The organism is Actinosynnema sp. NPDC050436, from assembly GCF_040655415.1.
Classification (GTDB): domain Bacteria; phylum Actinomycetota; class Actinomycetes; order Mycobacteriales; family Pseudonocardiaceae; genus Actinosynnema.
Genome location: NZ_JBFAJV010000016.1, coordinates 30,968 through 56,448, shown reverse-complemented (window position 1 = coordinate 56,448; position 25,481 = coordinate 30,968). Strand labels below are relative to the sequence as shown.

Below are 25,481 nucleotides of genomic sequence, written 5' to 3'. Positions count from 1 at the left end.
TTTGCTCAACCAGTCGTGCTCCCATGACCGGACGACCCTGCGACGGCTAGGGTTTTGGCCCCGACGTCGCAGTGCAGGAGGGCAAGTGCCGCGCGAGCCGATGAGCGTGGTCGACCGTGGCGCCGCCTGCCTGCTGGGCGGCGCACTGGGCGATGCCCTGGGCGCACCCGTCCAGTACCTGGGGTGGACGGACATCCAACGAGACCACGGCCCGGAGGGTGTTCTGGAACCGCCGCGTCCCGCTTTGGTGACCGACGACACCCAGCTCACCCTGTTCACCGCCGACGGGTACCTCCGGGCGTGGGTGCGCGGCCGGGAGACCGGCGAGTGGGACCCGGTCGGCACGGTGTGGGACAGCTACCGGCGCTGGCTGACGACGCAGCAGGTCGCGGCCCCGGAGCCGGGAGCCGGCGGCCTCGCCGGCGACGAGCGGCTGTACTCCAGCCGGTCGCCCGGCCTGACCTGCCTGCGGGCCCTCGCCGCCGACACCCCGCCCACCCCGGAGGAGCCCCACAACGAGTCCTCCGGGTGCAACGGTGTGACGAGGACCGCACCGGCGGGTTTCGCCCCGAGCGCCGACATCGCCTACGACCTGGGCTGCCGGTTCGCCGCGCTGACCCACGGCGGGACCGGCGGGTGGGTGGCCGGCGGGGCGTTCGCGCTGCTGATCCACCTGCTCGCGGTGAAGGGGCGGCCGGTGCGGGAGGCCGTGGACCAGGTGATCGGCCGGGTCCTGCGGGACGACCCGTACACCGCGAACACGCTCAACCGCGCGGTCCTGTTCGCCGAGGAGCACCGGGCGCTCGGCTTCGAGTCGGTGCGGGTCGACCGGCTGGGCAGCGGGTGGACGGGCCCGGAGGCGCTGGCCATCGCGGTGCACACGGTGCTGGTCCACCCGAGGCGGTCGGAGTTCGTGGACGCCCTGCGGGCGGCGGCCAACCACTCCGGCGGCAGCGACGCGACCGCCGCGCTGACCGGCAACATCCTGGGCGCGCTGCACGGCACGGCGGCCTTGCCGAGGGACTGGCTGGCCGGCCTGGAACTGGTCGACCTGCTGACCCGGCTCGGCTCCGACCTGGGGTACTCGGTGGTGGGCGCGGAGTTCGACTACTCCCGCTACGCCTAGGGAGACCGGCCCACGAGCGGGGCGCTTTGCAGACGGCCTCGGCCGCACGTTCCCGAATGCGTGCGACCGAAGCCGGCTCTCCACGCGGTCGACTCCGGGACACGCCCCGAGCGCGAAACCCGGCTGACCTGCGTAGAGCGGGAAAACCCGTGCACAGAACGGTAGCAGAACGCGTGCGACCAATCACGCCAGGCCCACTCCCGCGCGCCGACCGGCCGTGCGGACCACGCCACCACGGCCATCCCGACGTGCGGTGCACCCGCCGCGCGGCGTCCTCGCGTCCGCCCCGCCTGCGCGGGTCCTGTCCGGTTCCTGTCGACTTCCTGTAGATCAGCGGTCGGTCCGGGACCGGGTTGGCTGCCCGCAACGGCCGTGCCGCACCATGGGCACGTGGACAAGGCCAACGCGGTTCGACTGCTCGTCGTCGACGACGAGCCCCACATCGCGGACCTGGTCGCCACGGTCGCCCGGTACGAGGGCTGGGAGGCGGCCACGGCGGCGAGCGGCGAGGCCGCGCTGAGCACGGCGGCCGAGTTCCACCCGGACATCGTGGTGCTGGACCTGATGCTGCCCGACCTGGACGGGTTCACCGTGCTGGACCGGCTGCGCTCCTCCGGCGCGATGGTGCCGGTGGTGTTCCTGACCGCCCGCGACGGCACCGCCGACCGGGTGGCCGGGCTGACCCGGGGCGGCGACGACTACCTGGTCAAGCCGTTCTCGGTGGAGGAGCTGATGGCCCGGCTGCGGGCGGTGCTGCGGCGGTCGACCGGGCCGCAGTGGAAGCGGTCCGTGCTGAAGGTGTCGGACCTGGCGATGGACGAGGACACCCGCGAGGTGCGCCGCGCGGGCCGGCTGGTCACCCTCACGCCCACCGAGTACGAGCTGCTGCGCTACCTGATGCGCCGCTCGCCGGCCGTGCTGACCAAGGCGCAGATCCTCGACCACGTGTGGGAGTACGACTTCGGCGGCCGGTCCAACGTCGTGGAGCTGGTCATCTCGCACCTGCGGCGCAAGCTGGACGACGGCCACCAGCCGCTGATCCACACCGTGCGCGGCGTCGGCTACGTGCTGCGCAAGGCCCCGGACTAGTGGGCCGGCCCTCCTGGTCCGGCCGCCCCCGGTTGCGGCTGGGCACCCGGCTCGCGCTCGGCCTCGGCGCGCTGGCGCTGGGCGTGTTCGCCGTCGTCGGCATGGTGATGGTCAAGAACATGGAGGGCTACCTCGCCGACAAGCTCGACGAGCAGATGAAGGCGACCCAGGTCGACCTGGAGAAGGACGTCGAGAAGTACGGCAAGCTCAACACCTCGATCTACGGCTGGTTCGCCGCCGTCTACCAGGTGCGCGACGGCGAGGTCACGCTCAAGCCCCCTGCCGGCCTGCCCCTGGACAGCACCGAGATGGTCCAGGTCGCCCGGGACGTGACCGGCGACAAGCCGGTGTTCCGCACCGCCGAGCTGCGCGGCGAGGGCACCTACCGGCTGCGCGGCTGCCCGATGGGCGGCGGCATGGTGCTGGTCAGCGCGGCGCCGATGAACGACCTGACCAACACCGTGCAGCAGCTCGTGATGGTGGTGGTGGCCACCTTCCTGCTCGCGCTGATCGCGTTCGTGGTGATCGGCCGGGCGGTGCTGCGGCGCGGGCTGCAACCGCTGAGCGACATGGCGCAGACCGCGCACGACATCTCGTCGCACGACCTGACCGACTCGGCGCGGCTCGCGGTGCGCGCCGAGGGCGGCAACGGCGGGGTCGAGGTCGAGGAGCTGCGCTCCGCGTTCAACACCATGCTGGAGCACATCGACTCGTCGCTGGCCGCGCGCACGGCCGCCGAGCAGCGGCTGCGCCGGTTCATCGCGGACGCCTCGCACGAGCTGCGCACGCCGCTGACGTCGATCCGGGGCTACGCCGACCTGTTCCGCTACGCCGCCGCCAACGCCCCGGAGGAGCGCGAAGCGCACCTGGAGCGGCTGCGCTCGGAAGCGGCGCGGATGAGCGTGCTGCTCGACGACCTGCTGCTGCTGGCCCGGCTCGACTCGGCGGAGTCCGAGGCCCCGCTGCGGCCCGTGGACGGCGACCTGGCCGAGCTGGTGCGGGAGGCGGCGGACGCCTTCCAGGCTGCCCGCCCGGACCACCCACTCGCGGTGGCCGCCGGCGCGGACCCGGTGCGTCTCCGGTTCGACCCGATGCGCGTGCGGCAGGTGCTGGACAACCTGCTCGCCAACGCCGCCCTGCACACCCCGCCCGGGACCGCCGTGACGCTCGCGGTGGCGGCGGAGGGCCGGCACGCCGTGCTGCGGGTGGGCGACACCGGACCCGGCATCCCGGCCGCCGACCAGGCGCGGATCTTCGACCGGTTCTACCGGGTCGACAACTCCCGCACCCGCGACCGGGGCGGCAGCGGGCTCGGCCTGGCCGTGGCGCACTCGCTGATCGCGGCGCACGGCGGCACCATCGGGCTGGAGAGCCGACCGGGCTCCACCACGTTCACCATCCGCATTCCCCGGAAATAGCCCCCAACGGCCCAGCAGAAATCACCGAGCGTATCCGCCATACGGTTTCCCGCAGCCATCTTCGCAGGTCACCCGCCTGGCGCGGGACAGGACCATTCGCCGGGCAGCAAAGTGACGACGAATCGAGCAGTACGCCGGGGAATCAGCCCCGCTCCTCCTGATGCGGGCCGGACGACGACGTCCGGCGCGCTTTGGGACCCGCGCCCGGACCCCTGCGTCCGAACGCCCGAGCGAGAAGAGATCCCTGATGCAACGCATCCGCAGACCGGCGCTGGCGGCCTTCGCCGCCCTGGCGCTGGCGGTGTCCACCGCCCAGGTCGTGAGCCCCGCCGGTGCCGCACCCCTGCCCCCCGCGCCGCGCAAGTGCGGCCCGATGGACGTCGTCTTCGTGGTGGACGACACCGGCAGCATGGGCGGTGCCATCGCCAACCTGAAGACGGGCATCAACCAGATCGCGCAGGAGGTCGAGAACCTGACCGGGCTCGACTACCGGCTCGGGCTGGCCACGTTCAAGGACAACATCACCGTCGTCAACAACTTCGCGCCCAACAACCGGACCCCGGTCATCGCGGGCGTCAACGCGCTCGCCGCCAGTGGCGGCAACCAGGAGCCCGAGGCGTCCGACGAGGCGCTCAACACGGTGGTGAACAACCTGCCGGCGGCGGGCCGGCCGCAGAACGTCGACTTCAGCGTCGGCTGGCGCTCCAACGCCACCCGGCTGGCGATCCTGATCACCGACGCCCGGCCCGGCGGCTTCGACGACGCCTACGACACCTCTTCGGCCGACGTCGACCAGAACAACGCCGCGCTGCGCGCCACCCAGGCGTTGAGCAAGGGCATCAAGATCTCGTCGGTCTACGTCCCGACGAACAACTACTACACGACCCCGATCGTCCCGATCATGCAGAACTACGCCAACACCACGGGCGGCCTCTACACGCAGGCGCAGCCCGACGGCAGCGGCGTGAGCACCGCGATCATCGACTTCCTGCGCGACTGCAAGCGCAGCGACGTGTTCATCAAGGACCAGCCCGTCGACACGGGCACCGAGCCCAACATGAACACCCCGTTCTGGAACAGCCCGGACATCAAGGTCTGCCCCGGCCTCGCGGACTGCGGCCCCGGCATCCAGCCCGTGGTGGGCCAGGCGAACTACGTCCACGTGCGGCTGAACAACCCGGGCCCGAACGCCACCGCGAACGGCTTCGGCACGCTCAAGGTCTACCGCACCGCGCCCGGCGGCTCGACCAACTGGGACCCGGTGACGAACGGGGACTGGATCTACGTCGGCGAGCAGACCCTGTCGGTGCCGGTCGGCGGCGTCACCGTGGCGAAGGTGCTGTGGAACCCGGTCCCCGGCCCCGGCCACTTCTGCCTGCTGGCCCGCTGGGTGTCGGCGAGCGACCCGATGACCTTCGCGGAGGGCTCGAACACCGCGCTCAACACGCAGCGGAACAACAACATCGCGTGGCGCAACTACCAGACCGTCCGCGCCACCACGAAGGTGCCGGGCAAGTCGTGGTTCAACGTCGGCAACGCCACCGAGCGCCCGATCCGGACGGACCTGGTGATCACCAGCCCGGAACGACCGCTGGTCGGCAGCGGGCGCGTGCTGATCGACCTCGGCCCGCGCCTGGTCGAGCTGTGGCGCTCGACGGGGGCCAAGGCCGAGGGGGTCAAGCAGGTGGGCGAGACCCAGTTCGAGATCGCCGACCCGAAGCGGGCCGCGTTCCTCGGCATCCCGGTCAAGCCGGGTGAGCGGCACAGCACGGAGCTGACGTTCGTGGCGGGCGAGCAGCAGGGCCAGTTCGTCCAGCACGTGGTCCAGCTCAACGAGGGCCAGGACATCGGCGGCGTCGGCTACGGCATCACCGTGGACCGGGGCTGACCTCCCGGCGGGCCGCCCACCCCCGGGGCGGCCCGCACCCCTCCCCAGGGTTTCGAGGGCATAGGCGAACAACCGCCCGGGTAGCCCTATCGGGTGATCACGGTGCGACGGAACATCCCGGCTCTGCCAGACCTCGTGTTCGCCACCGCCGCAGAACCCGGGCGGTTGGCCGACTGGCTGCCCGAGCCGCTCGACCTCGTCGGCGTCAACGACGAGGTGCTGATCCTGAGATACGACGGCCGGCTCACCCAGGTCAGGGTGGTGGCCGACCTGGACCTGCTCCGCCTCTCGTGGGTACCGCTGGCCGACCACGGCTTCGGCATCACCCTCCGCGTCAGCCCCCTGGGCGTCGGCAAGAGCGTGGCCGAGCTGGAGTGCCCCGACGAACACCTGGCCGACCGCCTGCTGGACGCCCTGGCAAGTGAGGTGCAAGCAGCCTTCCCCACCAGCGGATGACCCCCCACCCCCCTGACCGCACCCCATGCCTGCCCCACGCGCTCACACCCACGCCACGCTCACACCCACCCGACCCCAGGCCGGGGCGCAGCCCCGCTTGGAGACGCAGCCCCCACCGCGAGGGCCGCGTCGGTGGTTCGCGTCGCCTTTCGCGTCGATCACGCCCTTCGATCGACGCGAAACGCGGCGCGAGCCGCCGACTTCGGCGGCGGCCCGAGCCCGCGCTCCGGAGGAGCGCAATCAAACACAGCCATGCAACAGAGAGCCGGTGAGGGGACTTGAACCCCTAACCTTTCGCTTACAAGGCGAGTGCTCTGCCAATTGAGCTACACCGGCGTGGCGTGGAGCCGGGAACATCGTAAGCGCCCGCAGTGTGTGCCACCTGCGGCGAACGGTCTGCTCAGGGTGTGCCGCCATTGGTCCGTCCGGAGGTGCGCTGCCCGTCCGGGTGGCCCAGGCCGGGGCGGAAACCGCTGGCCAGCGGTATCAACAGTGCTGAACGCTCGGTGATCGACTCACCCTCGGTGGGTACCCCGTGCAGGGGTGGCGCATGACACAGCGACGAATGTGACACCGTCGGGCGTGGCGCAGGAACGATCACGAGGAGGGATGCCCGTGCGGCTGCGGCGCAAGCAGTACCGCGACCCCAGGACCACCCCCGGCCTGTGGCAACCCGTCGAGGGTCCGTCCCTTCCGGACGACTCGACCGTCCACCTGGTGCTGGACCTGGCGCTGCGGGTGGGCGAGGTGCAGCTCGCCAGCGGGGCGGGTGCGGCGGACGCCACGGCGACGGTGATGGCGGTCGCGGAGGCTTACGGGCTGCCGCGCACCGAGGTGGACGTGATCTACACGTCGATCACCGTCTCCTGCCACCGGGGTACCGAGGCGGCACCCGTCACGTCGCTGCGCGTGGTCCGGTCGCGCGGGTTGGACTACACCCGGCTGGCCGCCGTCGAGGACCTCATCCGGCGGATCACCTCCGACCGGGTGCGGGCCCCGGAGGCGTACGCCGAGCTGGACCGGATCACCCGGCAGCCGCACCCGTACCCGCGCTGGGCGGCCACGGCGGCGTGGGCGGGGATGGCGGCCTCGGTGGCGTTCCTGGTCGGCGGCGGGCCGCTGCTCGCGCTGACGGCGGCGCTGGTGACGGCGGTGGTCGACCGGGTCGGGCGGGTGCTCAACCGGCGCGGGGTGCCGTTCTTCTTCCAGCAGGTGGTGGGCGGTGCGCTGGCGGCTGCGACGGCGCTGGCGCTCTACGCCACGGACCTGCTGCCGAGCGTGCGGCCGTCGTTGCTGGTCGCGGTCGGGATCGTGGTGCTGCTGTCGGGGTTGTCGCTGGTCGGCGCGGTGCAGGACGCGATAACCGGGTACAACGTGACGGCCGCCGGCCGGACGATGGAGATCGCGCTGCTGACGGCGGGCCTGATCACCGGCATCGCGCTGACGTTGCGGGCGGGCGTGCAGTTCGGCGTGCCGACGTCGATCCGGGACCCGCTGCCGCCGCTGATCTCGGACGTGCCGATGCAGTTCGCGGCGGGCGCGGCGACCTCGCTGTTCTTCGCCCTGGCGGCGTACTCGCCGGTGCGGGCGCTGCCGATCGCGGCGGCGGCCGGCGCGGTCGGCACGACCACCTACGGGCTGCTGGCGCTGACCGGCACGAACACCATCGCGTGCGCGGCGGCGGCGGCGACCGCCGTCGGGTTCGGCGGCGCGGTGGTGTCGCGGCGGCTGCGCACGCCGCCGCTGGTGGTCGCGGTGGCCGGGATGGTGCCGCTGCTGCCGGGCTGGACGGTGTACCGGGGTCTTTACCAGCTCACCATCGACAACGACGCGGCCGGCCTGTCCACCCTGGTCCTGGCGGCGGGCACGGCGTTGGCGCTGGCCAGCGGCGTGGTGCTGGGCGAGTTCCTCGGCCGGCCGGTGCGCAGCGGACTGGGCAGACTGGAGCGGAGGTTGGCCGGTCCCCGGTTGTCCGGCCCACCGCACCCGTCCGGGCGCCGGACCGGTGGGGCGGCCGACCGGACGTGACCTGCGTCCAACCCGGTCGCACCGGCGTGTGACGGGGATGACGCGCGGGCATCCGGTACGGGCGTCCGGCGATAGTGTCGGGGGCGGGCGAGGCGAATCCCCTAGGAGGCGTTACCCGGTGAGCAGCGTTGGCGAGAACGGCGCGGATTTCCTGGTCGTGGCGAACCGCCTGCCGGTCGACCTGGAGCGCTTGGAGGACGGCACCCAGCGCTGGAAGCACAGCCCCGGCGGCCTGGTGACCGCCTTGGAACCGTTCCTGCGCTCGCACAGCGGGGCGTGGGTGGGGTGGCCCGGTGTCGCCGACGCCGACGTGGAGGCGTTCGAGGAGGACGGCCTCCAACTGCACCCGGTGTCGCTCAGCTCGGCCGAGGTGCGCGACTACTACGAGGGGTTCTCCAACGGGACGCTGTGGCCGCTCTACCACGACGTGGTGGCCCCGCCGGCGTTCCACCGCAGGTGGTGGAACACCTACGTGCGGGTGAACCAGCGGTTCGCCGACGTGACGGCGAAGGTGGCCGCGCAGGGCGCGACCGTCTGGGTGCAGGACTACCAGCTCCAACTGGTCCCGGCGATGCTCCGCGAGCTGCGGCCGGACCTGCGGATCGGGTTCTTCCTGCACATCCCGTTCCCGCCGGTCGAGCTGTTCATGCAGCTCCCGTGGCGCACCGAGATCATCCGGGGCCTGCTCGGCGCGGACCTGGTCGGCTTCCACCGGCCGGGTGGCGCCCAGAACTTCCTGTGGCTGGCCCGCCGCCTGGTCGGCCTGGAGCCCAGCCGGGGCGCGGTCGGCGTGCGCACCCGGCCGGGTGTCGTCCAGGTCGGCGACCGCACGGTGCGGGTCGGCGCGTTCCCGATCTCGATCGACTCGGCCGGGCTGGACGCGCTCGCCCGGGGCAAGGACGTCCAGCAGCACGCGAAGCAGATCCGCAACGACCTCGGCAACCCGAAGAAGATCCTGCTCGGCGTCGACCGCCTGGACTACACCAAGGGCATCGACGTCCGGCTCCGCGCGCTCTACGAGCTGATCGCGGACGGCCGGGTCGACCCGACCGAGGTGACCATGGTCCAGCTCGCCACGCCCAGCCGCGAGCGGGTCGACCACTACAAGCAGATGCGCGGCGAGATCGAGCAGGCGGTCGGGCGGATCAACGGCGAGTTCTCCACCGTGGGGCACCCGGTCGTGCACTACCTGCACCAGTCGGTCGACCGCAAGGAGCTGACCGCGTTCATGACGGCCGCCGACGTCATGGTCGTGACGCCGGTCCGGGACGGCATGAACCTCGTCTGCAAGGAGTACGTGGCCAGCCGCTACGACCTCGGCGGCGCACTGGTGCTGTCGGAGTTCGCGGGTGCCGCGGCGGAGCTGACGAGCGCCTTCCTGGTCAACCCGCACGACCTCGACGGCGTGAAGAACGCGCTGGAAGCGGCCCTCACGCTCGATCCGGCCGAAGGTCGCCGTAGGATGCGCGCGCTGCGCCGCCAAGTCCTCACGCACGACGTCGACCGCTGGGCTCGCTCGTTCCTTGACGCCTTGGGTACGCAGACTGCGGTCTGACCTGAAACCTTCGGAATCGGTTCAGACCACGCACCCGACCTGTCCCACCGAGTTAGAGGAGGGGCGTTGACCGCCGAAGCCCTCCCCGCCGAACTTCGCCGGGCGATCGTCCAACTCGCGCGCACACCGCGCCTGCTGGTCGCCTGCGACTACGACGGGACACTGGCTCCGATCGTGGCCAACCCTGAGGACGCCCGCCCGCTGCCCGAGTCGGTGGGCGCGCTGCGCTCCCTGGCCGGGCTGCACGAGACCACCACGGCGGTCATCTCCGGGCGCGCGCTGCGCGACCTGGCGACGCTGTCGAGGTTGCCGTCCGAAGTCCACCTGGTCGGCTCGCACGGATCGGAGTTCGACGTCGGCTTCGTGCACGCGCTCGACGCCGACGCGCGAGCCCTGCACCGCCGGCTGGAGGCCGAGCTCGAACTCGTCGTCGAAGGCCACGAGGGCGTGGCCCTGGAGGTCAAGCCCGCGAGCATCGCGGTGCACGTCCGGCGGGCGGAACCCCCCGTGGGGGAGCGGGTTCTCGACGCCGTGCGCGGCGGCCCGTCGACCTGGGACGGCGTGCAGGTCACCGAGGGCAAGGCGGTGATCGAACTCGCCGTCGTGCAGACCGACAAGGGCCACGCCCTGGACGTGCTGCGGCACCGGGTGTCCGCCACCGCCGCGATCTTCGTCGGCGACGACGTGACCGACGAGAAGGCGTTCGCCCGGCTCACCGGTCCCGACGTCGGCGTCAAGGTCGGCGACGGCGAGTCGCTGGCCGAGTACCACATCGACGACACCGTCGACGTGGCCACGGTGCTGGCGTTCCTGCTGGAGGAGCGGCGGGCGTGGCTGCACGGCGACCAGGCCGTGCCGATCGAGCGGCTGACCATGCTCGCCAACGAGCGCTCCGTCGCGCTGCTCACCCCCGACGCCCGGGTGAACTGGCTGTGCCACCCCGAGCCGGACTCGGCGGCGGTGTTCGCCGACCTGCTCGGCGGTCCGGCGGCCGGCCACTTCTCGATCAAGCCGGAGCACGGCTCGCTGCCGCTGGGCCAGCGGTACGTGCCGGGCACGATGATCGTGGAGACCCGCTGGTCGCGGCTGCTGGTCACGGACTACCTGGACCACGACCTGGCGTCGCACCGCACCGACCTGGTGCGCCGCGTGTCCGGGTCGACCGACGCGGTGGTCACCTTCGCGCCCCGGCCCGAGTTCGGCCAGGTGCCGGTGCGGCTGCTGCGCGAGCGGGACGGCCTGCGGGTCGTCGGCACGTCCGACCCGATGGTGCTGCGCTCGCCGGGCGTGGACTGGGAGATCACCTCCGACGGGCTCCAGGAGACCGCCACGGCCGTGGTCAGGCCCCGCGAGGGGGCACCGATCCTGCTGGAGCTGCGGTGCGGCACGGACGACCTGTCCGAGGCCACGCTGGGCGAGGCGGAGCGGCGGGCCCGCGCGGGCGCGTTCTGGTCGGACTGGGCGGCGGCGCTGCGGCTGCCGCCGGTGGAGTCCGACCTGGTCCTGCGGTCCGCGCTGACCCTCAAGGGCCTGGTGCACCACGAGACCGGCGCGATCATGGCCGCCGCCACCACCTCGCTGCCCGAGGAGCTGGGCGGCATCCGCAACTGGGACTACCGCTACTGCTGGCTGCGCGACGCGGCGCTGACCGCGCAGGCGCTGGTGTCGGTGGGCTCGCTGGGCGAGGCCGAGGCGTTCCTCGGCTGGGTGCACGGCGTGCTGGCCACGCTGCCCGGCCCGGAGCGCCTGCACCCGCTGTACACGTTGCAGGGCACCATGCTGGGCGCCGAGGCCGTCATCGACACCCTGCCGGGCTACGCCGGCTCCCGGCCGGTGCGCGTGGGCAACCTCGCCAACCAGCAGGTGCAGCTCGACGTGTTCGGCCCGGTCGTGGACCTGGTCGCGCAGCTCGCCTCGGCCCGGGGCACGCTCACCGACCAGGACTGGGCGATGGTGCAGGCCATGGCCGAGGCGGTCGCCCGCCGGTGGCACGAGCCCGACCACGGAATCTGGGAGGAGCGGCACGCGCCGCGCCACCACGTGTACTCGAAGGTGATGTGCTGGGTGACCCTCGACCGGGCGGTGCGGCTGGCCGAGGTCTACGGCCGGGACATCGACCCGTCGTGGCCGGTGCTGCGCGACACGATCTCCAACGACGTGCTCAAGCACGGGTGGAGCGAGGAGTCGCAGTCGTTCACCACGGCCTACGACGGCGACGACCTCGACGCGGCGTCGCTGCACGTCGGCCTGTCCGGGCTGATCGACCCGGCCGACGACCGGTTCCAGGCCACGGTGACGGCGATCGAGGCGGAGCTGCGCTCGGGCTCGACGGTGTACCGCTACCGGCGCGACGACGGCCTGCCCGGCGACGAGGGCGGCTTCCACCTGTGCGCGGCGTGGATGATCGAGGCGTACCTGCTCACCGGGCGGCGGACGGAGGCGGAGGAGCTGTTCGCGCAGATGGTCGACGCGGCCGGCCCGACCGGCCTGCTGCCCGAGGAGTACGACCCGATCGCGGAGCGCTCGCTGGGCAACCACCCGCAGGCGTACAGCCACCTCGGCCTGATCCGCTGCGCGCAACTGCTCGCGGCGAAGTAGGCGACGGACGACAGGGGGCCGGCGCGGGGGTTCCGCGCCGGCCCCCGGCGTCTTCGCGCCGGTCCTCAAGTCTTCGCACCGGCCCCCGGCGTTCCCGCGCTCTCGGACCGGCCCCGGCGCTTCCGCGCACGCGGCGGGTGGTGCGCGCCCGCCGGTCCGGCGTCGGGGCTACTTGCGCAGCTTGAGCAGGCTCAGGGCTTCCACCAGGTCGTGCGCCACCAGGGCGCGGGTCTCCGGCGGCAGCGGGCCGGCGTCCGGCGGCACCAGGGCCTTCGTGTAGCCCAGCCGGGCCGCCTCGGAGAGCCGGCGGCCCACGCCGTTCACCCGGCGCAGCTCCCCCGACAGGCCCACCTCGCCGACCACGACCAGGTCGTGCGGCAGCGGCTGGTCGGTCGCCGCCGAGGCGACCGCCAGCGCCACCGCCAGGTCCACGGCGGGCTCCACGAGCCGCATCCCGCCGACCGTCGCGGTGAACACGTCCTTGTTGTGCAGCGCCATCCGGCCGCGCTTCTCCAGCACCGCCAGCGCCATGGCCACCCGCGCCGAGTCCAGCCCGCTGACCGCCCGGCGCGGCGACGGCAGGTTCGTCGCGGTGACCAGCGCCTGCACCTCGCCCAGCATCGGCCGCTTGCCCTCCACGACCACCGTCACCGCCGTGCCGGTGACGTCCTGCTCGCGCCGGTTGAGGAACAGGCCGGACGGGTCCGGGACGCCCACGATCCCGTCGTCGCGCAGCTCGAAGCAGCCCACCTCGTCGGCCGGCCCGTAGCGGTTCTTGATGCCGCGCACCAGCCGCAGGCTGGAGTGCCGGTCGCCCTCGAACTGGAGCACCACGTCGACCAGGTGCTCCAGCACCCGGGGCCCGGCCACCGAGCCGTCCTTCGTGACGTGCCCGACCAGCACGATCGGCAGCCCGCGCTCCTTGGCCAGCGCCACCAGGCTCGACGTGACCGCGCGCACCTGGGTGACCCCGCCGGGCGTGCCGTCCACGCCGGGCGAGGACATGGTCTGCACCGAGTCCACGATCAGCACGCCCGGCCGGACCGCCTCCACCTGCCCCAGCACGGCCCCGAGGTCGCTCTCGGCGGCCAGGTACATCTGCCCGTGGATGTTGCCGGTCCGCTCGGCGCGCAGTCGCACCTGGCCCGCCGACTCCTCGCCGGTGATGTAGAGCGACGGCACGCCGCCCTTCACCGCCCACTGGTAGGCGACCTCCAGCAGCAGCGTCGACTTGCCGACCCCGGGCTCCCCCGCGAGCAGCACGACCGCGCCGGGCACCAGGCCGCCGCCCAGCACCCGGTCCAGCTCCGACACGCCGGTCTTGCGGGCGCGCGCCGACTCCACGTCGACCTCGCCGATCGGCCGGGCGGGTGAACTCGGGGCACCGGCCACCACGCGCGCCGCCGACCGGGTGACGCCGCGCTCCTCGACCGTCCCCCACGCCTGGCACTCGGGGCACCGGCCGACCCACTTGGCGACCTCGTTCCCGCACTCGGCACACCGGTAGGTCGTCGTCGCCCGCCCGTTCTTCACCACGGCACGCAGGCTAACGACCACCCCCGACAACGCCGGAACCCGCCGCGCGCACGGGGCGCGGGGCGGGTTCCGGGGTGGTCCGGCCGGGTGGACCCGGCGCGCGGTCAGTGCTCGGCGGGCGCGTCCTTGCGCGGCTCCGGCGACGCGCCGATCGGCACGTCGAGGGTGAGCTGACCGGCCTTCTCGAACAGGAAGGTGACGCGCAGCGTCTGGCCGGGGCGCAGGTCCTGCTTCAGGCCCTTCAGCACGATCTTCGCCTTGCCCGGCACGGTCGGCTCGGCCGCCGAGGTCGGGCGGGACGAGCTGCCGGAGGGCGGCGTGGACGTCCCGGTCACCGACGGACCGGTCGTGCCCGTGGTCCCCGACGTGCCGGTGGTGGTGCCGGTGGTGGTCCCGGTCGTGGTCGTGGTGCCGGACGTGCCGGAGGTGCCCGACGACGGCGCGGTGGTCGTGGTCGTCGAGTGGGCGGAGCCCGACGAGGAGCCGTGCGGGGTCGTGGTCAGGCGGGTGTCCTGGTCGTCCTGGTCGGCACCGCTCTGGATGGCGGTGTCCGGCTCCAGCACCGAGTCGCCGGTGACCTCGCCGCCCTCGGCGATGTCGGCGGTCACCGCGACCAGCTTGTCGTCCGCCGGGCCGTTGTTGGCCACGACCACCACGACCGGGGCGCTGTCGCCCTCCCGGTAGTAGCCCTCGGCCAGCGGGAACAGCAGCTGGGCGTCCCGGACGGCGATGGCGCCGACCTGGCCGTGCGCGCCGTTCACCGCGGCGACCTGCTGGTCGGTCTGGGTGATCTGACCTGCGCTACAACCCGCGGCGGCCAGGCCGAGGCCCGCCGCGACGGCGGCCACGAGGGCCAGGCGGCGTGGCGCTGGGGACTTCTGCGGTGCGCGACCCACGGCTTCTCGGATCCTTCCGGTGTGCTGACCAGGCGGGGCCGTACCCGGCAGTAGCGGGCCGACCACCTGTCCAGGAGCGTAACCGGGTCGCCGATCACCCACCTCATGTGGTGCCCCACAGCCGCCGGAGCCGTCCACAGTGGAGCAAGATCGACCTCGGTCGTTGCACGCGACCGGGTGGTTTGTCAACCCCCCTCGCGGCCCTGACCTGCGCGAACTGATCTCCGGACGCCGAAGAGGGGATTGCTCGACGTGTTAGGATGGGGTTAGCGAAAGGGGCAGAGGACACATGGTTTTCAAGGTCGGAGAGACCGTCGTCTACCCGCACCACGGTGCCGCTCTCATCGAAGCGATCGAGACCCGGTTGATCAGGGGCGAGGAGAAGAAGTACCTCGTCCTCAAGGTCGCCCAGGGTGACCTGACGGTTCGCGTCCCCGCCGACAACGCCGAGATCGTCGGTGTGCGCGACGTCGTCGGCCAGGAGGGTCTCGACAAGGTCTTCGAGGTCTTGCGCGCTCCTCACACCGAGGAGCCGACCAACTGGTCCCGGCGGTACAAGGCCAACCTGGAGAAGCTCGCGTCCGGTGACGTGAACAAGGTGGCCGAGGTGGTGCGCGACCTGTGGCGGCGCGAGAAGGATCGCGGGCTGTCCGCCGGTGAGAAGCGGATGCTGGCGAAGGCGCGACAGATACTGGTCAGTGAGTTGGCGCTCGCCGAGGGCACCGACGAGGACAAGGCCGAGGTCCTGCTCGACGAGGTCCTGGCCACCGCGTCCTGATCGATCGGGATCCGCACGTAGAAGGCAACCGCGAACATGGGTGTGGTCGCGCTCGTGCCCGCGGCGGGCCGGGGTGAGCGGCTGGGGTACGGGTTGCCCAAGGCGCTCGTGCCGGTCGGTGGTGTTCCCCTCTTGGTGCGTGCCGTGCGCGGCCTGGTCGACTCGGGTCGCGTGCAGCACGTGGTGATCGCCGCACCTCCGTCCGATGTGGACATCGTGAGCACCGTCACCGCCCCGCTGGCACCCGCCGGCGGGGCGGTGCTCGTCGTGCCCGGCGGCGCGGAGCGGTCGGACTCGGTCCGGATCGCGCTGGCGCACGCGCTGGGCGAACTGCCCGGCACCACGGTCGTCCTCGTCCACGACGCCGCCCGCGCCTTCACCCCGCCCGAGGTGGTGAAGGCCGTGGTGGACGCCGTCGAGGCCGGGTGCCCGGCGGTGATCCCGGTGCTGCCGGTGGTCGACACGGTCAAGGAGGTCGACGCGGCCGGTGTGGTGGTCGCCACCCCGGACCGCGCGGCGCTGCGGGTCGTGCAGACCCCCCAGGGCTTCGACGCGCGGGTGCTCTCCCGCGCCCACGCGTCCGGCCTGCACGCGACCGACGACGCGGGCCTGGTGGAGCGGCTGGGCGTGCCGGTCGCCACCGTGCCGGGGCACCCGGACGCCATGAAGATCACCACGCCGTTCGACCTCGCGGTCGCGGAGGCGCTGCTGGTGGGAGGACGGGGATGAGGGTCGGCATCGGGTCCGACGTGCACCAGGTGGAACCGGGGCGGGACTGCTGGATCGCCGGGCTGTTGTGGGAGGGCGTCGACGGCTGCGCGGGCCACTCGGACGGCGACGTCGCCGCGCACGCCCTGTGCGACGCCCTGCTGTCGGCGGGCGGCCTGGGCGACCTCGGTGCCGTGTTCGGCACCGGCGACCCGCGCTGGGAGGGCAGGCACGGCGTCGAGTTCCTGACCGAGGTGCGCCGGCTGCTCGCCGCCGAGGGCCTGCGGGTGGGCAACGCGGCGGTCCAGGTGATCGGCAACGCGCCGAAGATCGGCAAGCGGCGCGACGAGGCCCAGCGCGTGCTGTCGGCGGCCGTCGGCGGCCCGGTCTCGGTCAGTGGGACGACGACGGACGGCCTGGGCCTCACCGGCCGAGGTGAGGGCGTCGCGGCGATCGCCACGGCGCTGGTCGTCCCGCTGGACGTGCCGGCGCACTAGCCTGGGGCGCATGGCGATCACCCTGAGCGCGGCGACGCGCGACCTGGTCGACGGGCGGAACTACGCCACGATCTCCACCCTGAACAAGGACGGCAGCCCGCAGAGCTCGGTCATGTGGATCACCCGGGACGGCGACGAGGTCCTGTTCTCGACCGTGCGCGGCCGGCTCAAGGAGCGCAACCTCGCCCGCGACCCCAGGGCGAGCGTCTCGGTGTGGGACAAGGACAACCCGGAGACGTACGTGGAGATCCGGGGCACCGTGACCATCGCGGACGACGAGGGCCGCACCCTGGTGAACACCCTGGCCGAGAAGTACCTGGGCACCCCGTACCCGGGCGAGGAACCGGACGTGCAGCGCGTGGTCCTCCGCCTGACCCCGACCAGGGTCACCGGCAACGCCGCGGAGTAGCGGCGACCTCGCTGCGGACCCGGGCCGTACGGGGCTTCGACGGATGGCGCGGTACCTGCGCGACGCCGGCGGGCTGTATGCCGCCGAGCGCGCGGGTGTCCTCCTGGAACCATCGTCACGCCGGAGGAGGTCGCGGCCCCGAACCCGTTGCACGGCTTCGGCAGACCACCTGAGACCGCGACCGGCTGCTCGGGGACGGGCGCTGGGTGGCACGGACCGAACCCACCGATCTTCACAGGCGGGCGGGGCGGGATTCAGCGCACCCAGACCGGCTGTGCGCCGGGCCTACAGGGCCGGAGCCCCGGTCACGCGACCGACTCCGCCATCGCCCCCTGTGCGAGGAAGCCCCGGCCCGTCTGTTCCGACCTCCCCGCGCCGACGGCCGGAAGATCGAAGCCGGCGGTGCGGATCGAGCGACTTCGTGCTGTCCAACTCCGTCAAGGCGGAGTTGGACAGCACGGGAGAGCTGCGTGGAGCCCACTTCGTCATGGCCTGCTGGTCGCCCAGAGCGCCCTGACCTCTCGCTCATCCCGTGGTCGGGACGTCGGCGGGCGGCGGGCGGGTGTGGCGTGCGTCGCTGCTGCGGTCGGGGAGCTTCACCCAAAGGTCCAGACCACGTAGCGTTCGGCTGTGACGATCCGCGCCGTCCTCTTCGACTTCTCCGGCACGTTGTTCCGCCTGGAGCACGACTCCCTGGCCGAGCACGCGGACCTGATGCGGGCGCTGACCGCGCCGGTCGGGGTCGCCGAGGGGTTGGACGTCGACCCCGACGAGTGGGAGCGCCGCGACCTCGACGGCGACCTGCACCGGGACCTGCACGTCAAGGCGCTGCTGGCCGCCGGGGCGGTCGACCCGCACGACTTCTACGCCCGGCTGTGCTCGCCGCCGTTCTGGCAGCCCTACCCGGACACCGCCGACGCGCTGGGCACCGCGCTGCCGACCGCCGTGGTGAGCAACATCGCGTGGGACATCCGGACCGTCTTCGCGCGGCACGGCGTCGAGGGCCTGGTGGACGAGTTCGTGCTGTCCTTCGAGGTCGGGCACGTCAAGCCGGACCCGAAGATCTTCCGGATCGCCTGCGACCGGCTGGGCGTGCACCCGAGCGAGGTGCTGATGGTCGGCGACAGCGAGGAGGCCGACGGCGGCGCGGCGGCGGTGGGCTGCCGGGTGGCGATCGTGCCGCCGCTGGAGACCGGCGAACGGTCCGACGCGCTGCTCCGGGTGCTTCGCGAGCACGTGGCATAGGCATCCGGCATAAGCACAACCGGGCGGGCGATTCAACCCCGCGCGGCCAACGCCCGTACCATTCCCACGTGAGCCTCCACCTGTACGACACGGCGAGCCGGTCCATGCGGGCATTCACCCCGCAGGTCTCCGGAACGGCGTCGATCTACGTGTGCGGGGCGACCGTGCAGGGCGTGCCCCACATCGGCCACGTGCGCAGCGGCCTGAACTTCGACGTGCTGCGCCGCTGGCTGGGCCGCACGTACGCGGACGTCCGCCTGGTGCGCAACGTCACCGACATCGACGACAAGATCCTGGCGAAGGCCGCCGACCACGGCCGCCCGTGGTGGGAGTGGGCCTTCCAGCACGAGCGCGCGTTCGAGGACGCCTACACGGCGCTGGGCTGCCTGCTGCCGTCCTACGCGCCGCGCGCCACCGGCCACGTCACGCAGATGGTCGAGCTGATGCAGCGCCTCATCGACCGGGGTCACGCCTACGCGGCCGGCGGCGACGTCTACTTCTCGGTCACGTCGTTCCCCGAGTACGGCGCGCTGTCCGGCCAGAAGCCGGACGAGGTGCACCAGGGCGAGTCGGCGGGCCGGGGCAAGCGCGACCCGCGCGACTTCACGCTGTGGAAGGCCGCGAAGCCCGGTGAGCCGTCCTGGCCGACGCCGTGGGGCCCGGGGCGGCCGGGCTGGCACCTGGAGTGCTCCGCGATGGCCACCGCCTACCTCGGCGGCACGTTCGACATCCACGGCGGCGGCATCGACCTGATCTTCCCGCACCACGAGAACGAGCAGGCGCAGTCCCGCGCGGCCGGGGACGGGTTCGCCCGGTACTGGATGCACAACGCCTGGGTGACCCTCAGCGGCGAGAAGATGTCCAAGTCGCTGGGCAACACCGTCGCCATCCCCGAGCTGCTCAAGCAGGTCCGCGCGCCGGAGCTGCGCTACTACCTGGTCGGCCCGCACTACCGGTCGACCATCGAGTTCTCCCGCGAGGCGCTGGACGAGGCGGTCTCGGCGTACCGGCGGATCGAGTCGTTCCTGCGCCGCGTGGTGGAGCGGACCGGGGCGACGACCGGCGACGGCGAGCTGTCGCCGCAGTTCACCGCCGCCCTGGACGACGACCTGGGCACGCCGGGCGCGCTGGCCGCCATCCACCGCCGGGTCCGCGAGGGCAACACGGCGCTGGAGGCGGCGGACGACCTGGCCGCCCGCGCGGCGGCGGGGTCGGTGCGCGCCATGGCCGGCGTGCTCGGCGTCGACCCGCTGGAGTGGACCGACACCGAGACCGACGGGGGCGGTGGCCGCCAGGCACTGGCCACGTTGGTCGAACACGTGCTGGAGGAGCGCGTGAAAGCCCGCCAGGACAGGGACTTCGCCAAGGCCGACGCCCTGCGCGACCACCTGCTGCTGGCCGGGATCGCCGTCGAGGACACCCCCGACGGTCCGCTGTGGACCTTGAAGGACGACTGAGCTCGTGGCAGGCAACTCCAAGCGCCGGGGTGCGATGCGCAACCCCGGTTCCAAGAAGGGCGCGGTCGTCGGTTCCGGCGGGCAGAAGTCGAAGGGCTTGCAGGGCAAGGGCCCGACGCCCAAGGCGGCGGACCGGCCGAACCACCCCGCGTACAAGCGCGCCCAGGCCGGCGCGAAGGCCGACCAGGCCCGCTCGCGTCGGCAGAAGAACGCCGAGAACGCGCCGGAGACGGTCGCCGGGCGCAACCCGGTGCTGGAGTGCCTGCGCGCCGACATCCCGGCGACGGCGCTCTACGTGGCGATGGGCATCGAGAGCGACGACCGGGTGGCCGAGGCGGTGCAACTGGCCGCCGGGCGCGGCATCTCCGTGCTGGAGGTGCAGCGCGGCGAGCTGGACCGGATCACCGGCGGCGCGATGCACCAGGGCCTCGGGCTCCAGGTGCCGCCCTACGAGTACGCCGACGCGCGCGAGCTGCTCAAGATCGCGCAGGAGTCCGGCAACCCGCCGCTGCTGGTGGCGCTGGACGGCGTGACCGACCCGCGCAACCTGGGTGCCGTGGTGCGCTCGGCGGCGGCGTTCGGCGCGCAGGGCGTGGTGCTGCCGCAGCGGCGCTCGGCGAGCATCACCGCCGTGGCGTGGCGGACCAGCGCGGGCACGGCGGCGCGGATGCCGATCGCCATCGCCACGAACCTGACCCGCCAACTGCGCGAGTGGGCCGAGGCGGGCCTGATGGTCGTGGGCCTGGACGCGGACGGCGACGTCGACGTGGACGGCCTGGACCTGGCCACCGGGCCGCTGGTGGTGGTCGTGGGCTCGGAGGGGCGCGGGCTGTCCCGGCTGGTGCGGGAGACCTGCGACCAGACCGTGTCGATCCCGATGGCGGCGGGCGTGGAGTCGCTCAACGCCTCGGTGGCGGCCGGTGTGGTGCTCGCGGAGGTGGCCCGCCGGCGCAGGCTGGAGCTTTGACCGGGTGTGACGACGGGCGATTTGTCACCCGATCGGCACCCTTGACGACCGTCGCCGGATAAGGTTCCCGGCGATGTCCTTCGCCACGCCCCTGTTCCTGTGGTTCTTCCTCCCGGTCGTGCTCGCGGCCGTCCTCGTCGCGCCCCGGAACCGGCGCAACGCGGTGGTGGCGGTCGCCAGCCTGCTGTTCTACGTCTCCGGGGCGGGCGGGACGACGTTCCTGCTGCTCGGCGCGATGCTGGCGAACTACCTGGCGGGCCGCCGGCTGGAGCCGGGTGCGCCGGGCGACCGGCGGCTGGTGCTGGTCGGCGCGATCTGCCTGAACCTGGGCGTGCTGCTGGTCTGGAAGTACCTGGGGTTCGCCACCGAGCAGCTGCACGCGATCGCGTCGGTGGTCGGTGCGGACCTGCCGGTGGTGCACCTGGCGCTGCCGATCGGCATCTCGTTCTACACGTTCCACCACATCTCCTACGTGGTGGACGTGTACCGGGGCGAGCGGCCGGCGCTGCGGGAGCCGGTCGCGTTCATCACCTACATCGCGATGTTCCCCCAGCTCGTGGCCGGGCCGATCGTCCGGTACCGGGAGATCGCGGACCAGCTCCCGCAGCCCCGGGTGCACCGGTGGGACGACATCGCGGCGGGGTTCCCGAGGTTCGCGCTGGGACTGTGCAAGAAGGTCGTCATCGCCGACTCGCTGGCCCCGCTGGTGGACGCGTGCTTCGCCACCCCGAACGACCGGATGACCTTCGCCATCGCCTGGCTGGGCGCGATCGGTTACACCCTGCAACTGTACTTCGACTTCTCCGGCTACTCGGACATGGCGATCGGGCTGGGCCGGATGCTGGGCTTCCGGCTGCCGGAGAACTTCGCCCGGCCGTACTCCTCGGTGACCATCACCGAGTTCTGGCGGCGCTGGCACATGTCGCTGTCGCGCTGGTTCCGGGACTACGTCTACATCCCGCTGGGCGGGAACCGGACCGGCGTGCTGCGCACCTACCGGAACCTCGGGATCGTTTTCGTGCTCACCGGTTTCTGGCACGGCGCGAACTGGACGTTCCTCGTGTGGGGTTTGTTCCACGGCGCGCTGCTGGTCCTGGAGCGCCGTTTCGGCTGGGATTCCGGGCCGGTCGGCACGCCCGCCCGAATTGCCCGCCGGGCGCTCACCGCGCTGCTCGTGGTAATCGGCTGGGTGTTCTTCCGGTCGGCTGACCTCGGTGCCGCGTTCACCATGATCGGCCACCTGCTGGTGCCCGATTTCGGTGGCCTCGGCGACGCGGTCGGGGCCGCCGCGACGAATCAGCGGATTGTCCTGCTGGTGCTCGCGCTGGCGATTCTGGCAATGCCCGCCCACCCGGTGGCGGGCCCCTACCTGGAGTCCTCCCGGGACAAGGTCGCGGTAGCCGCTAGGGTGTCCCTGATGACCGTGGGCGTTGCCTACGCGGCCATCCTGGTCGCCGGCGGCACGTTCAGCCCGTTCCTGTACTACCAGTTCTGATGATCGGCAAGCGGACTGCGGCAACAATTGCCGAACGGTGCCGGCGACCGCGCGCTGGTCGGCCCGCACGAACGCGCTGGACCGCACGGACCAGCGGTGCGACGACCAATGGAGGTCGCCTTGACCCCGGGTAGGCGAGGTTTGCTCACGGCGGGTCACCTACGGTCAACTGTCAAGAATAGGCACCCGGCTTATCATCATTGTAACTACTTTATGTAACGGACGTGGTCCGTTCGGGTACACACTGTGGTAGGACAGAGATTGAACAACCGGCAGCTTCTACCGTGCTAACCGAGATAATTGTTACTTCGGGTGGGGGTAACGTGACTCACTCACCGGGGCCGACCAACCTGGAGGAGCGGTGACTTCCGGGGGGACCATCCGCGCGCTCGTGGGCAACCGCGAGTTCCGCGGCCTGTGGGTCGGGTCGACCGTGTCCACGGTCGGCGACCAGCTCGCGGCGGTGGCGCTGTCACTCCTGGTGTTCGAGCGCACGAACTCCCCGGCGTGGACGGCCCTGACCTGGTCGCTGACGCTGCTCCCGTCGCTGGTGTCCGGCCCCCTGCTGGGCTGGGTCGCGGACCGGTTCCCCCGACGCACGGTGATGGTGTGCTGCGCCTGGCTCCAGGCCGCCCTGGTCGGCCTGATGGCGGTGCCCGGCGTCCCGTTGTGGATCATGATAGTCCTCCTGGTCGCCGTGCTGATGGTCGCCTCCCCCTTCCTGGCCGCGCAGGAGGCCAGCCTGCCGTCCGTGCTGCCCGACAAGCGCTACGACGACGGCGTGGCCCTGTTCGGGACCTCGGTGGACGTGGCGCAGATGGCCGGGCTGGCGGGAGCGGGCTTCCTGGTCACGGCGACCAGCCCTCAGGTGGCCCTGGCGATCGACGCGGCCACGTTCGTGCTGGTGGCGATCCTGGTGCAGTCCTCGGTGACGTTCCGGCCGGCGGCCGACCCGCTCGGCTCGGCGCATCGGGAAACCGAAGATCGAAAAGGAGCTTTGGCGCTGCTCGTCACTGAACCGCGCCTGCGCTCTCTAATGGGTATGCGCTTGTTGGCAGGCATCGCCATGGTGCCCGAGGGTCTGGCCGTGCCGCTGGCGGCCGACCTGGACGCGGTGTGGGCCGTCGGGCTCATCCTGGCCATCGAGCCCGCAGCGAACGTGCTGGGGGTGGCGGTGCTGTTCCGGCTGGTCAGGGACCCGGCGAAACGCGAGCGGCTGATCGGGCCGCTGGCGATCCTGTCGTTGGCGCCGCTGGTCCTGTTCGCGCTCGACCCGAACCTGACCTGGACGATCGCCCTGCTGGTGATCGCCGGCATGGCCGGGGCGTACCACACGCCCGCGCGCTCGGCGTGGATGCGGATCCTGCCGGACGCCTACCGGGGCCGCGCTTACGGCATCGCGCGCACGGCGCTGCGGTCCAGCCAGGGAGGTGGCATGGCCGTGGCGGGCGTGGTCGCGCACGCGATCGGCTCGGTGACCGCGACCCTGGCGGGCGCGGGCGCCATCGGGCTGCTCCTGGCGGGGCAGGCGACCGTGGCCTGGAACCGGGCGAGGGCGAAGACCGACCCCAACACGGTGACCACATGAAACGTACTCATCATGAATGACGATTGTCATGACGAGGGGACGTGCGCACTCAGCGAGAACGCACGCACGTACGGTGAAGATTCCGGACCGGGCTCAAGGAGAGCGATGGGGTCACCACTCGCGGTTACGCATGGCAGACGCTCCTCTACTCGCAACTTGGGTACCGAGGGGGGCCGTGAGGCCGTCGCTGCGCCGGCGAGTGGCCGCGCGGCGGCGGCATGAGTGTAGGGGGACGTGGTGTCGAACAGTTTGCCTGACCACGGGCCGTCCGCGACAGCCAAGTGGCGTCTGAGTCGGAACTGGGACCTTTGGGCGCTGCGCCGCACCGCGATCGTCTACATCCTTTCCGTCGAACTGGCGGTCGCAATTGCCGCCATTTGGCTGCTGACTACCCTCGGTTCCGCGCCGACCACGGATTGGCTCCGCTTCGCCGCCCTGGTGTTGGCCATCACCGTGCACTTGACCACCGTGCGGCGGGCCGAGGAATCCCGACGTGACGAATCCGCAGGTCCGTACTTCGACCTCACGTCCGTGTGGACTTTCGCCGCCGCGATCGTGCTGCCGCCGGGTATGGCCGTGCTGGTCGCGGTGTGGTTGCGGATCGTGCTGTGGCCGATCGCGCGGCGGCAGCCGTACCGGTTCGTGTTCACCTCCGCGCACATCGTGGCGAGCACGCTGCTGGCGAACGCGGCCGTCCACCTGTCGGGATTCTCGCTGGGCGCCTCGGGCCGGGTCCTGACGGACCTGGCCCTGCTGGGCGTGCTGGTCCTGGTGGCCGCGCTGTACTGGTTCGTGCAGGTGCTGCTGATGACCGTGGCGCTGAAGATCGTCAACCCGCAGACCCGGTTCGTGGACTCGCTGGGCACCCGCAACGACAACATGCTGGAGATGACCACGCTGGGCGTCGGCGCGATGCTCGGGCTGCTGGTCGCCACGCACTGGGTCGCGCCGCTGCTGCTCGTGCTGCCGGTGATCCTGGTCAACGCCCTGCTGCACCGCGCGTCGGAGCGGCAGGCCCACCTGGAGCGGCTGGTCGCCGAGCAGCACAAGGCGCACCTCCAGCTCACCAAGGACGCGCACACCGACTACCGGACCGGCCTGTTCAACACCAACGGCCTGAACGAGCACGGGGGCCGGCTGACCGAGCGCAGCAAGCACGACGGCAAGCCGGTGACCGTGCTGGCGATCGACCTGGACCACTTCAAGCGGATCAACGACACCTGGGGCCACCCGGCGGGCAACGCGGTGCTGGCCGAGGTGGGCCGCATCCTGCGCGAGAAGCTCCGGCCGGGCGACGTGGCGGGCCGGGACGGCGGCGAGGAGTTCGTGGTCGTGCTGGCCGACACGGGCCTCGCGCAGGGCACCGCGATCGCGGAGCGGGTGCGCGAGGCGATCGGCGAGATGTCCGTGGTGACCACCGACAAGCACCGCAACACCGTGACGCTGCGGGGGCGCAACCTGCCGCTGACCGAGGACGGCCCGGAGGTGCGGGCGATCTCCGCGTCCATCGGCGTGGCCGTGGTGCCGGACAACGGCGACAGCCTGCCGGCCGCCCAGCACAGCGCCGACGCGGCGCTCTACACGGCCAAGGAGAACGGCCGCAACCAGGTCCGCGTGGCGGGCATCGACATCCACGCCCACCGCCTGCCCGCGCCCCGCGTGGACGAGCCGGAGATCACCCGCTCCGCCTGAGCGCGCGGGGGCGGTCCCGGCCGGGCGGGCGGTCCCGGGGCCGGTCCGACCCGGG

At 72.3% G+C, this 25,481-nt stretch carries 20 protein-coding genes and 1 tRNA gene; 18 read left to right on the top strand and 3 right to left on the bottom strand.

Features of this window, described 5'->3' with window-relative positions; translation table 11 throughout:
- The first annotated feature begins 85 nt into the window (after positions 1 to 85).
- The 5 genes from AB0I60_RS30570 (at position 86) to AB0I60_RS30550 (ending at position 5,977) form a co-directional block, all read left to right on the top strand.
- Positions 86 to 1,126 carry an ADP-ribosylglycohydrolase family protein gene (locus AB0I60_RS30570; protein ID WP_360735783.1) on the top strand — a complete coding sequence of 347 codons (1,041 nt, stop codon included), beginning with the start codon at positions 86 to 88 and terminating at the stop codon, positions 1,124 to 1,126.
- A 390-nt stretch (positions 1,127 to 1,516) separates the two neighbouring features.
- Positions 1,517 to 2,215, top strand: a complete 699-nt coding sequence (locus tag AB0I60_RS30565) for a response regulator transcription factor (protein ID WP_360735781.1) — start codon at positions 1,517 to 1,519, stop codon at positions 2,213 to 2,215.
- Positions 2,215 to 3,633 (top strand): HAMP domain-containing sensor histidine kinase, encoded by a 1,419-nt coding sequence (locus tag AB0I60_RS30560; RefSeq protein ID WP_360735779.1) that lies wholly within the window; start codon positions 2,215 to 2,217, stop codon positions 3,631 to 3,633. Before AB0I60_RS30565 ends, AB0I60_RS30560 begins: the two co-directional genes overlap by 1 nt.
- Positions 3,634 to 3,880: 247 nt before the next feature.
- The gene (locus AB0I60_RS30555; protein WP_360735777.1) at positions 3,881 to 5,521 is read left to right on the top strand and encodes a vWA domain-containing protein; all 1,641 of its coding nucleotides are present in this window, start codon (positions 3,881 to 3,883) and stop codon (positions 5,519 to 5,521) included.
- A gap of 93 nt (positions 5,522 to 5,614) precedes the next feature.
- Positions 5,615 to 5,977, top strand: a complete 363-nt coding sequence (locus AB0I60_RS30550; RefSeq protein WP_360735775.1) for a hypothetical protein — start codon at positions 5,615 to 5,617, stop codon at positions 5,975 to 5,977.
- Positions 5,978 to 6,240: 263 nt separating this feature from the next.
- Here the strand turns inward: AB0I60_RS30550 and AB0I60_RS30545 are convergent.
- Positions 6,241 to 6,313, bottom strand: a tRNA-Thr gene (locus AB0I60_RS30545).
- A gap of 273 nt (positions 6,314 to 6,586) precedes the next feature.
- On the opposite strand from AB0I60_RS30545, the gene AB0I60_RS30540 reads away from it, so the two are divergent.
- The 3 genes from AB0I60_RS30540 (at position 6,587) to otsB (ending at position 12,158) form a co-directional block, all read left to right on the top strand.
- Positions 6,587 to 8,005 (top strand): threonine/serine exporter family protein, encoded by a 1,419-nt coding sequence (locus tag AB0I60_RS30540; protein WP_360735773.1) that lies wholly within the window; start codon positions 6,587 to 6,589, stop codon positions 8,003 to 8,005.
- A gap of 118 nt (positions 8,006 to 8,123) precedes the next feature.
- Positions 8,124 to 9,560 carry a trehalose-6-phosphate synthase gene (locus tag AB0I60_RS30535; RefSeq protein WP_360735771.1) on the top strand — a complete coding sequence of 479 codons (1,437 nt, stop codon included), beginning with the start codon at positions 8,124 to 8,126 and terminating at the stop codon, positions 9,558 to 9,560.
- Positions 9,561 to 9,626: 66 nt separating this feature from the next.
- Entirely contained in the window at positions 9,627 to 12,158 is a 2,532-nt protein-coding gene (otsB, locus tag AB0I60_RS30530; protein ID WP_360735769.1) for a trehalose-phosphatase, read from the top strand.
- Positions 12,159 to 12,326: 168 nt separating this feature from the next.
- Here the strand turns inward: otsB and radA are convergent, their stop codons facing one another.
- Together radA and AB0I60_RS30520 are read right to left on the bottom strand one after the other, a co-directional pair.
- Entirely contained in the window at positions 12,327 to 13,694 is a 1,368-nt protein-coding gene (gene radA, locus AB0I60_RS30525) for a DNA repair protein RadA (RefSeq protein WP_360735767.1), read from the bottom strand.
- Positions 13,695 to 13,798: 104 nt separating this feature from the next.
- Entirely contained in the window at positions 13,799 to 14,590 is a 792-nt protein-coding gene (locus tag AB0I60_RS30520) for a hypothetical protein (protein WP_360735765.1), read from the bottom strand.
- Between the two features lie 289 nt (positions 14,591 to 14,879).
- Here AB0I60_RS30520 and AB0I60_RS30515 point away from each other — a divergent pair, with 289 nt between their 5' ends.
- The 10 genes from AB0I60_RS30515 to AB0I60_RS30470 all read left to right on the top strand — a co-directional run bounded on the left by AB0I60_RS30515 (position 14,880) and on the right by AB0I60_RS30470 (position 25,426).
- Positions 14,880 to 15,368, top strand: a complete 489-nt coding sequence (locus AB0I60_RS30515) for a CarD family transcriptional regulator (protein WP_360735763.1) — start codon at positions 14,880 to 14,882, stop codon at positions 15,366 to 15,368.
- 36 nt (positions 15,369 to 15,404) lie between these two features.
- The gene (gene ispD, locus AB0I60_RS30510) at positions 15,405 to 16,097 is read left to right on the top strand and encodes a 2-C-methyl-D-erythritol 4-phosphate cytidylyltransferase (RefSeq protein ID WP_360735761.1); all 693 of its coding nucleotides are present in this window, start codon (positions 15,405 to 15,407) and stop codon (positions 16,095 to 16,097) included.
- The gene (gene ispF, locus AB0I60_RS30505) at positions 16,094 to 16,573 is read left to right on the top strand and encodes a 2-C-methyl-D-erythritol 2,4-cyclodiphosphate synthase (protein ID WP_360735759.1); all 480 of its coding nucleotides are present in this window, start codon (positions 16,094 to 16,096) and stop codon (positions 16,571 to 16,573) included. The genes ispD and ispF overlap by 4 nt, the downstream gene beginning before the upstream one ends.
- A gap of 10 nt (positions 16,574 to 16,583) precedes the next feature.
- Positions 16,584 to 16,982 (top strand): PPOX class F420-dependent oxidoreductase, encoded by a 399-nt coding sequence (locus AB0I60_RS30500; RefSeq protein ID WP_360735757.1) that lies wholly within the window; start codon positions 16,584 to 16,586, stop codon positions 16,980 to 16,982.
- A gap of 630 nt (positions 16,983 to 17,612) precedes the next feature.
- Positions 17,613 to 18,227, top strand: a complete 615-nt coding sequence (locus tag AB0I60_RS30495) for an HAD family hydrolase (RefSeq protein WP_360735755.1) — start codon at positions 17,613 to 17,615, stop codon at positions 18,225 to 18,227.
- Between the two features lie 68 nt (positions 18,228 to 18,295).
- Positions 18,296 to 19,684 carry a cysteine--tRNA ligase gene (cysS, locus tag AB0I60_RS30490; RefSeq protein ID WP_360735753.1) on the top strand — a complete coding sequence of 463 codons (1,389 nt, stop codon included), beginning with the start codon at positions 18,296 to 18,298 and terminating at the stop codon, positions 19,682 to 19,684.
- A 4-nt stretch (positions 19,685 to 19,688) separates the two neighbouring features.
- Positions 19,689 to 20,651: a 23S rRNA (guanosine(2251)-2'-O)-methyltransferase RlmB gene (gene rlmB, locus AB0I60_RS30485; protein ID WP_360735751.1), complete on the top strand. Its 963-nt coding sequence runs from the start codon at positions 19,689 to 19,691 to the stop codon at positions 20,649 to 20,651.
- Between the two features lie 73 nt (positions 20,652 to 20,724).
- Positions 20,725 to 22,146, top strand: a complete 1,422-nt coding sequence (locus AB0I60_RS30480) for an MBOAT family protein (protein WP_360735749.1) — start codon at positions 20,725 to 20,727, stop codon at positions 22,144 to 22,146.
- Between the two features lie 361 nt (positions 22,147 to 22,507).
- Complete coding sequence (locus AB0I60_RS30475) at positions 22,508 to 23,734, top strand: MFS transporter (RefSeq protein ID WP_360735747.1); 1,227 nt, start codon at positions 22,508 to 22,510, stop codon at positions 23,732 to 23,734.
- A gap of 438 nt (positions 23,735 to 24,172) precedes the next feature.
- Positions 24,173 to 25,426, top strand: coding sequence for a GGDEF domain-containing protein (locus AB0I60_RS30470; RefSeq protein WP_360735745.1), 1,254 nt, complete (start codon positions 24,173 to 24,175; stop codon positions 25,424 to 25,426).
- The last annotated feature ends 55 nt before the right edge of the window (positions 25,427 to 25,481 follow it).

Excerpts from the sequence above, each read along its gene's own strand:
- AB0I60_RS30555 (WP_360735777.1), top strand. The coding sequence starts at position 3,881 with ATGCAACGCATCCGCAGACCGGCGCTGGCGGCCTTCGCCGCCCTGGCG.
- AB0I60_RS30540 (WP_360735773.1), top strand. The coding sequence starts at position 6,587 with ATGCCCGTGCGGCTGCGGCGCAAGCAGTACCGCGACCCCAGGACCACC.
- AB0I60_RS30515 (WP_360735763.1), top strand. The coding sequence starts at position 14,880 with ATGGTTTTCAAGGTCGGAGAGACCGTCGTCTACCCGCACCACGGTGCC.
- ispD (WP_360735761.1), top strand. The coding sequence starts at position 15,405 with ATGGGTGTGGTCGCGCTCGTGCCCGCGGCGGGCCGGGGTGAGCGGCTG.
- ispF (WP_360735759.1), top strand. The coding sequence starts at position 16,094 with ATGAGGGTCGGCATCGGGTCCGACGTGCACCAGGTGGAACCGGGGCGG.
- AB0I60_RS30500 (WP_360735757.1), top strand. The coding sequence starts at position 16,584 with ATGGCGATCACCCTGAGCGCGGCGACGCGCGACCTGGTCGACGGGCGG.
- AB0I60_RS30480 (WP_360735749.1), top strand. The coding sequence starts at position 20,725 with ATGTCCTTCGCCACGCCCCTGTTCCTGTGGTTCTTCCTCCCGGTCGTG.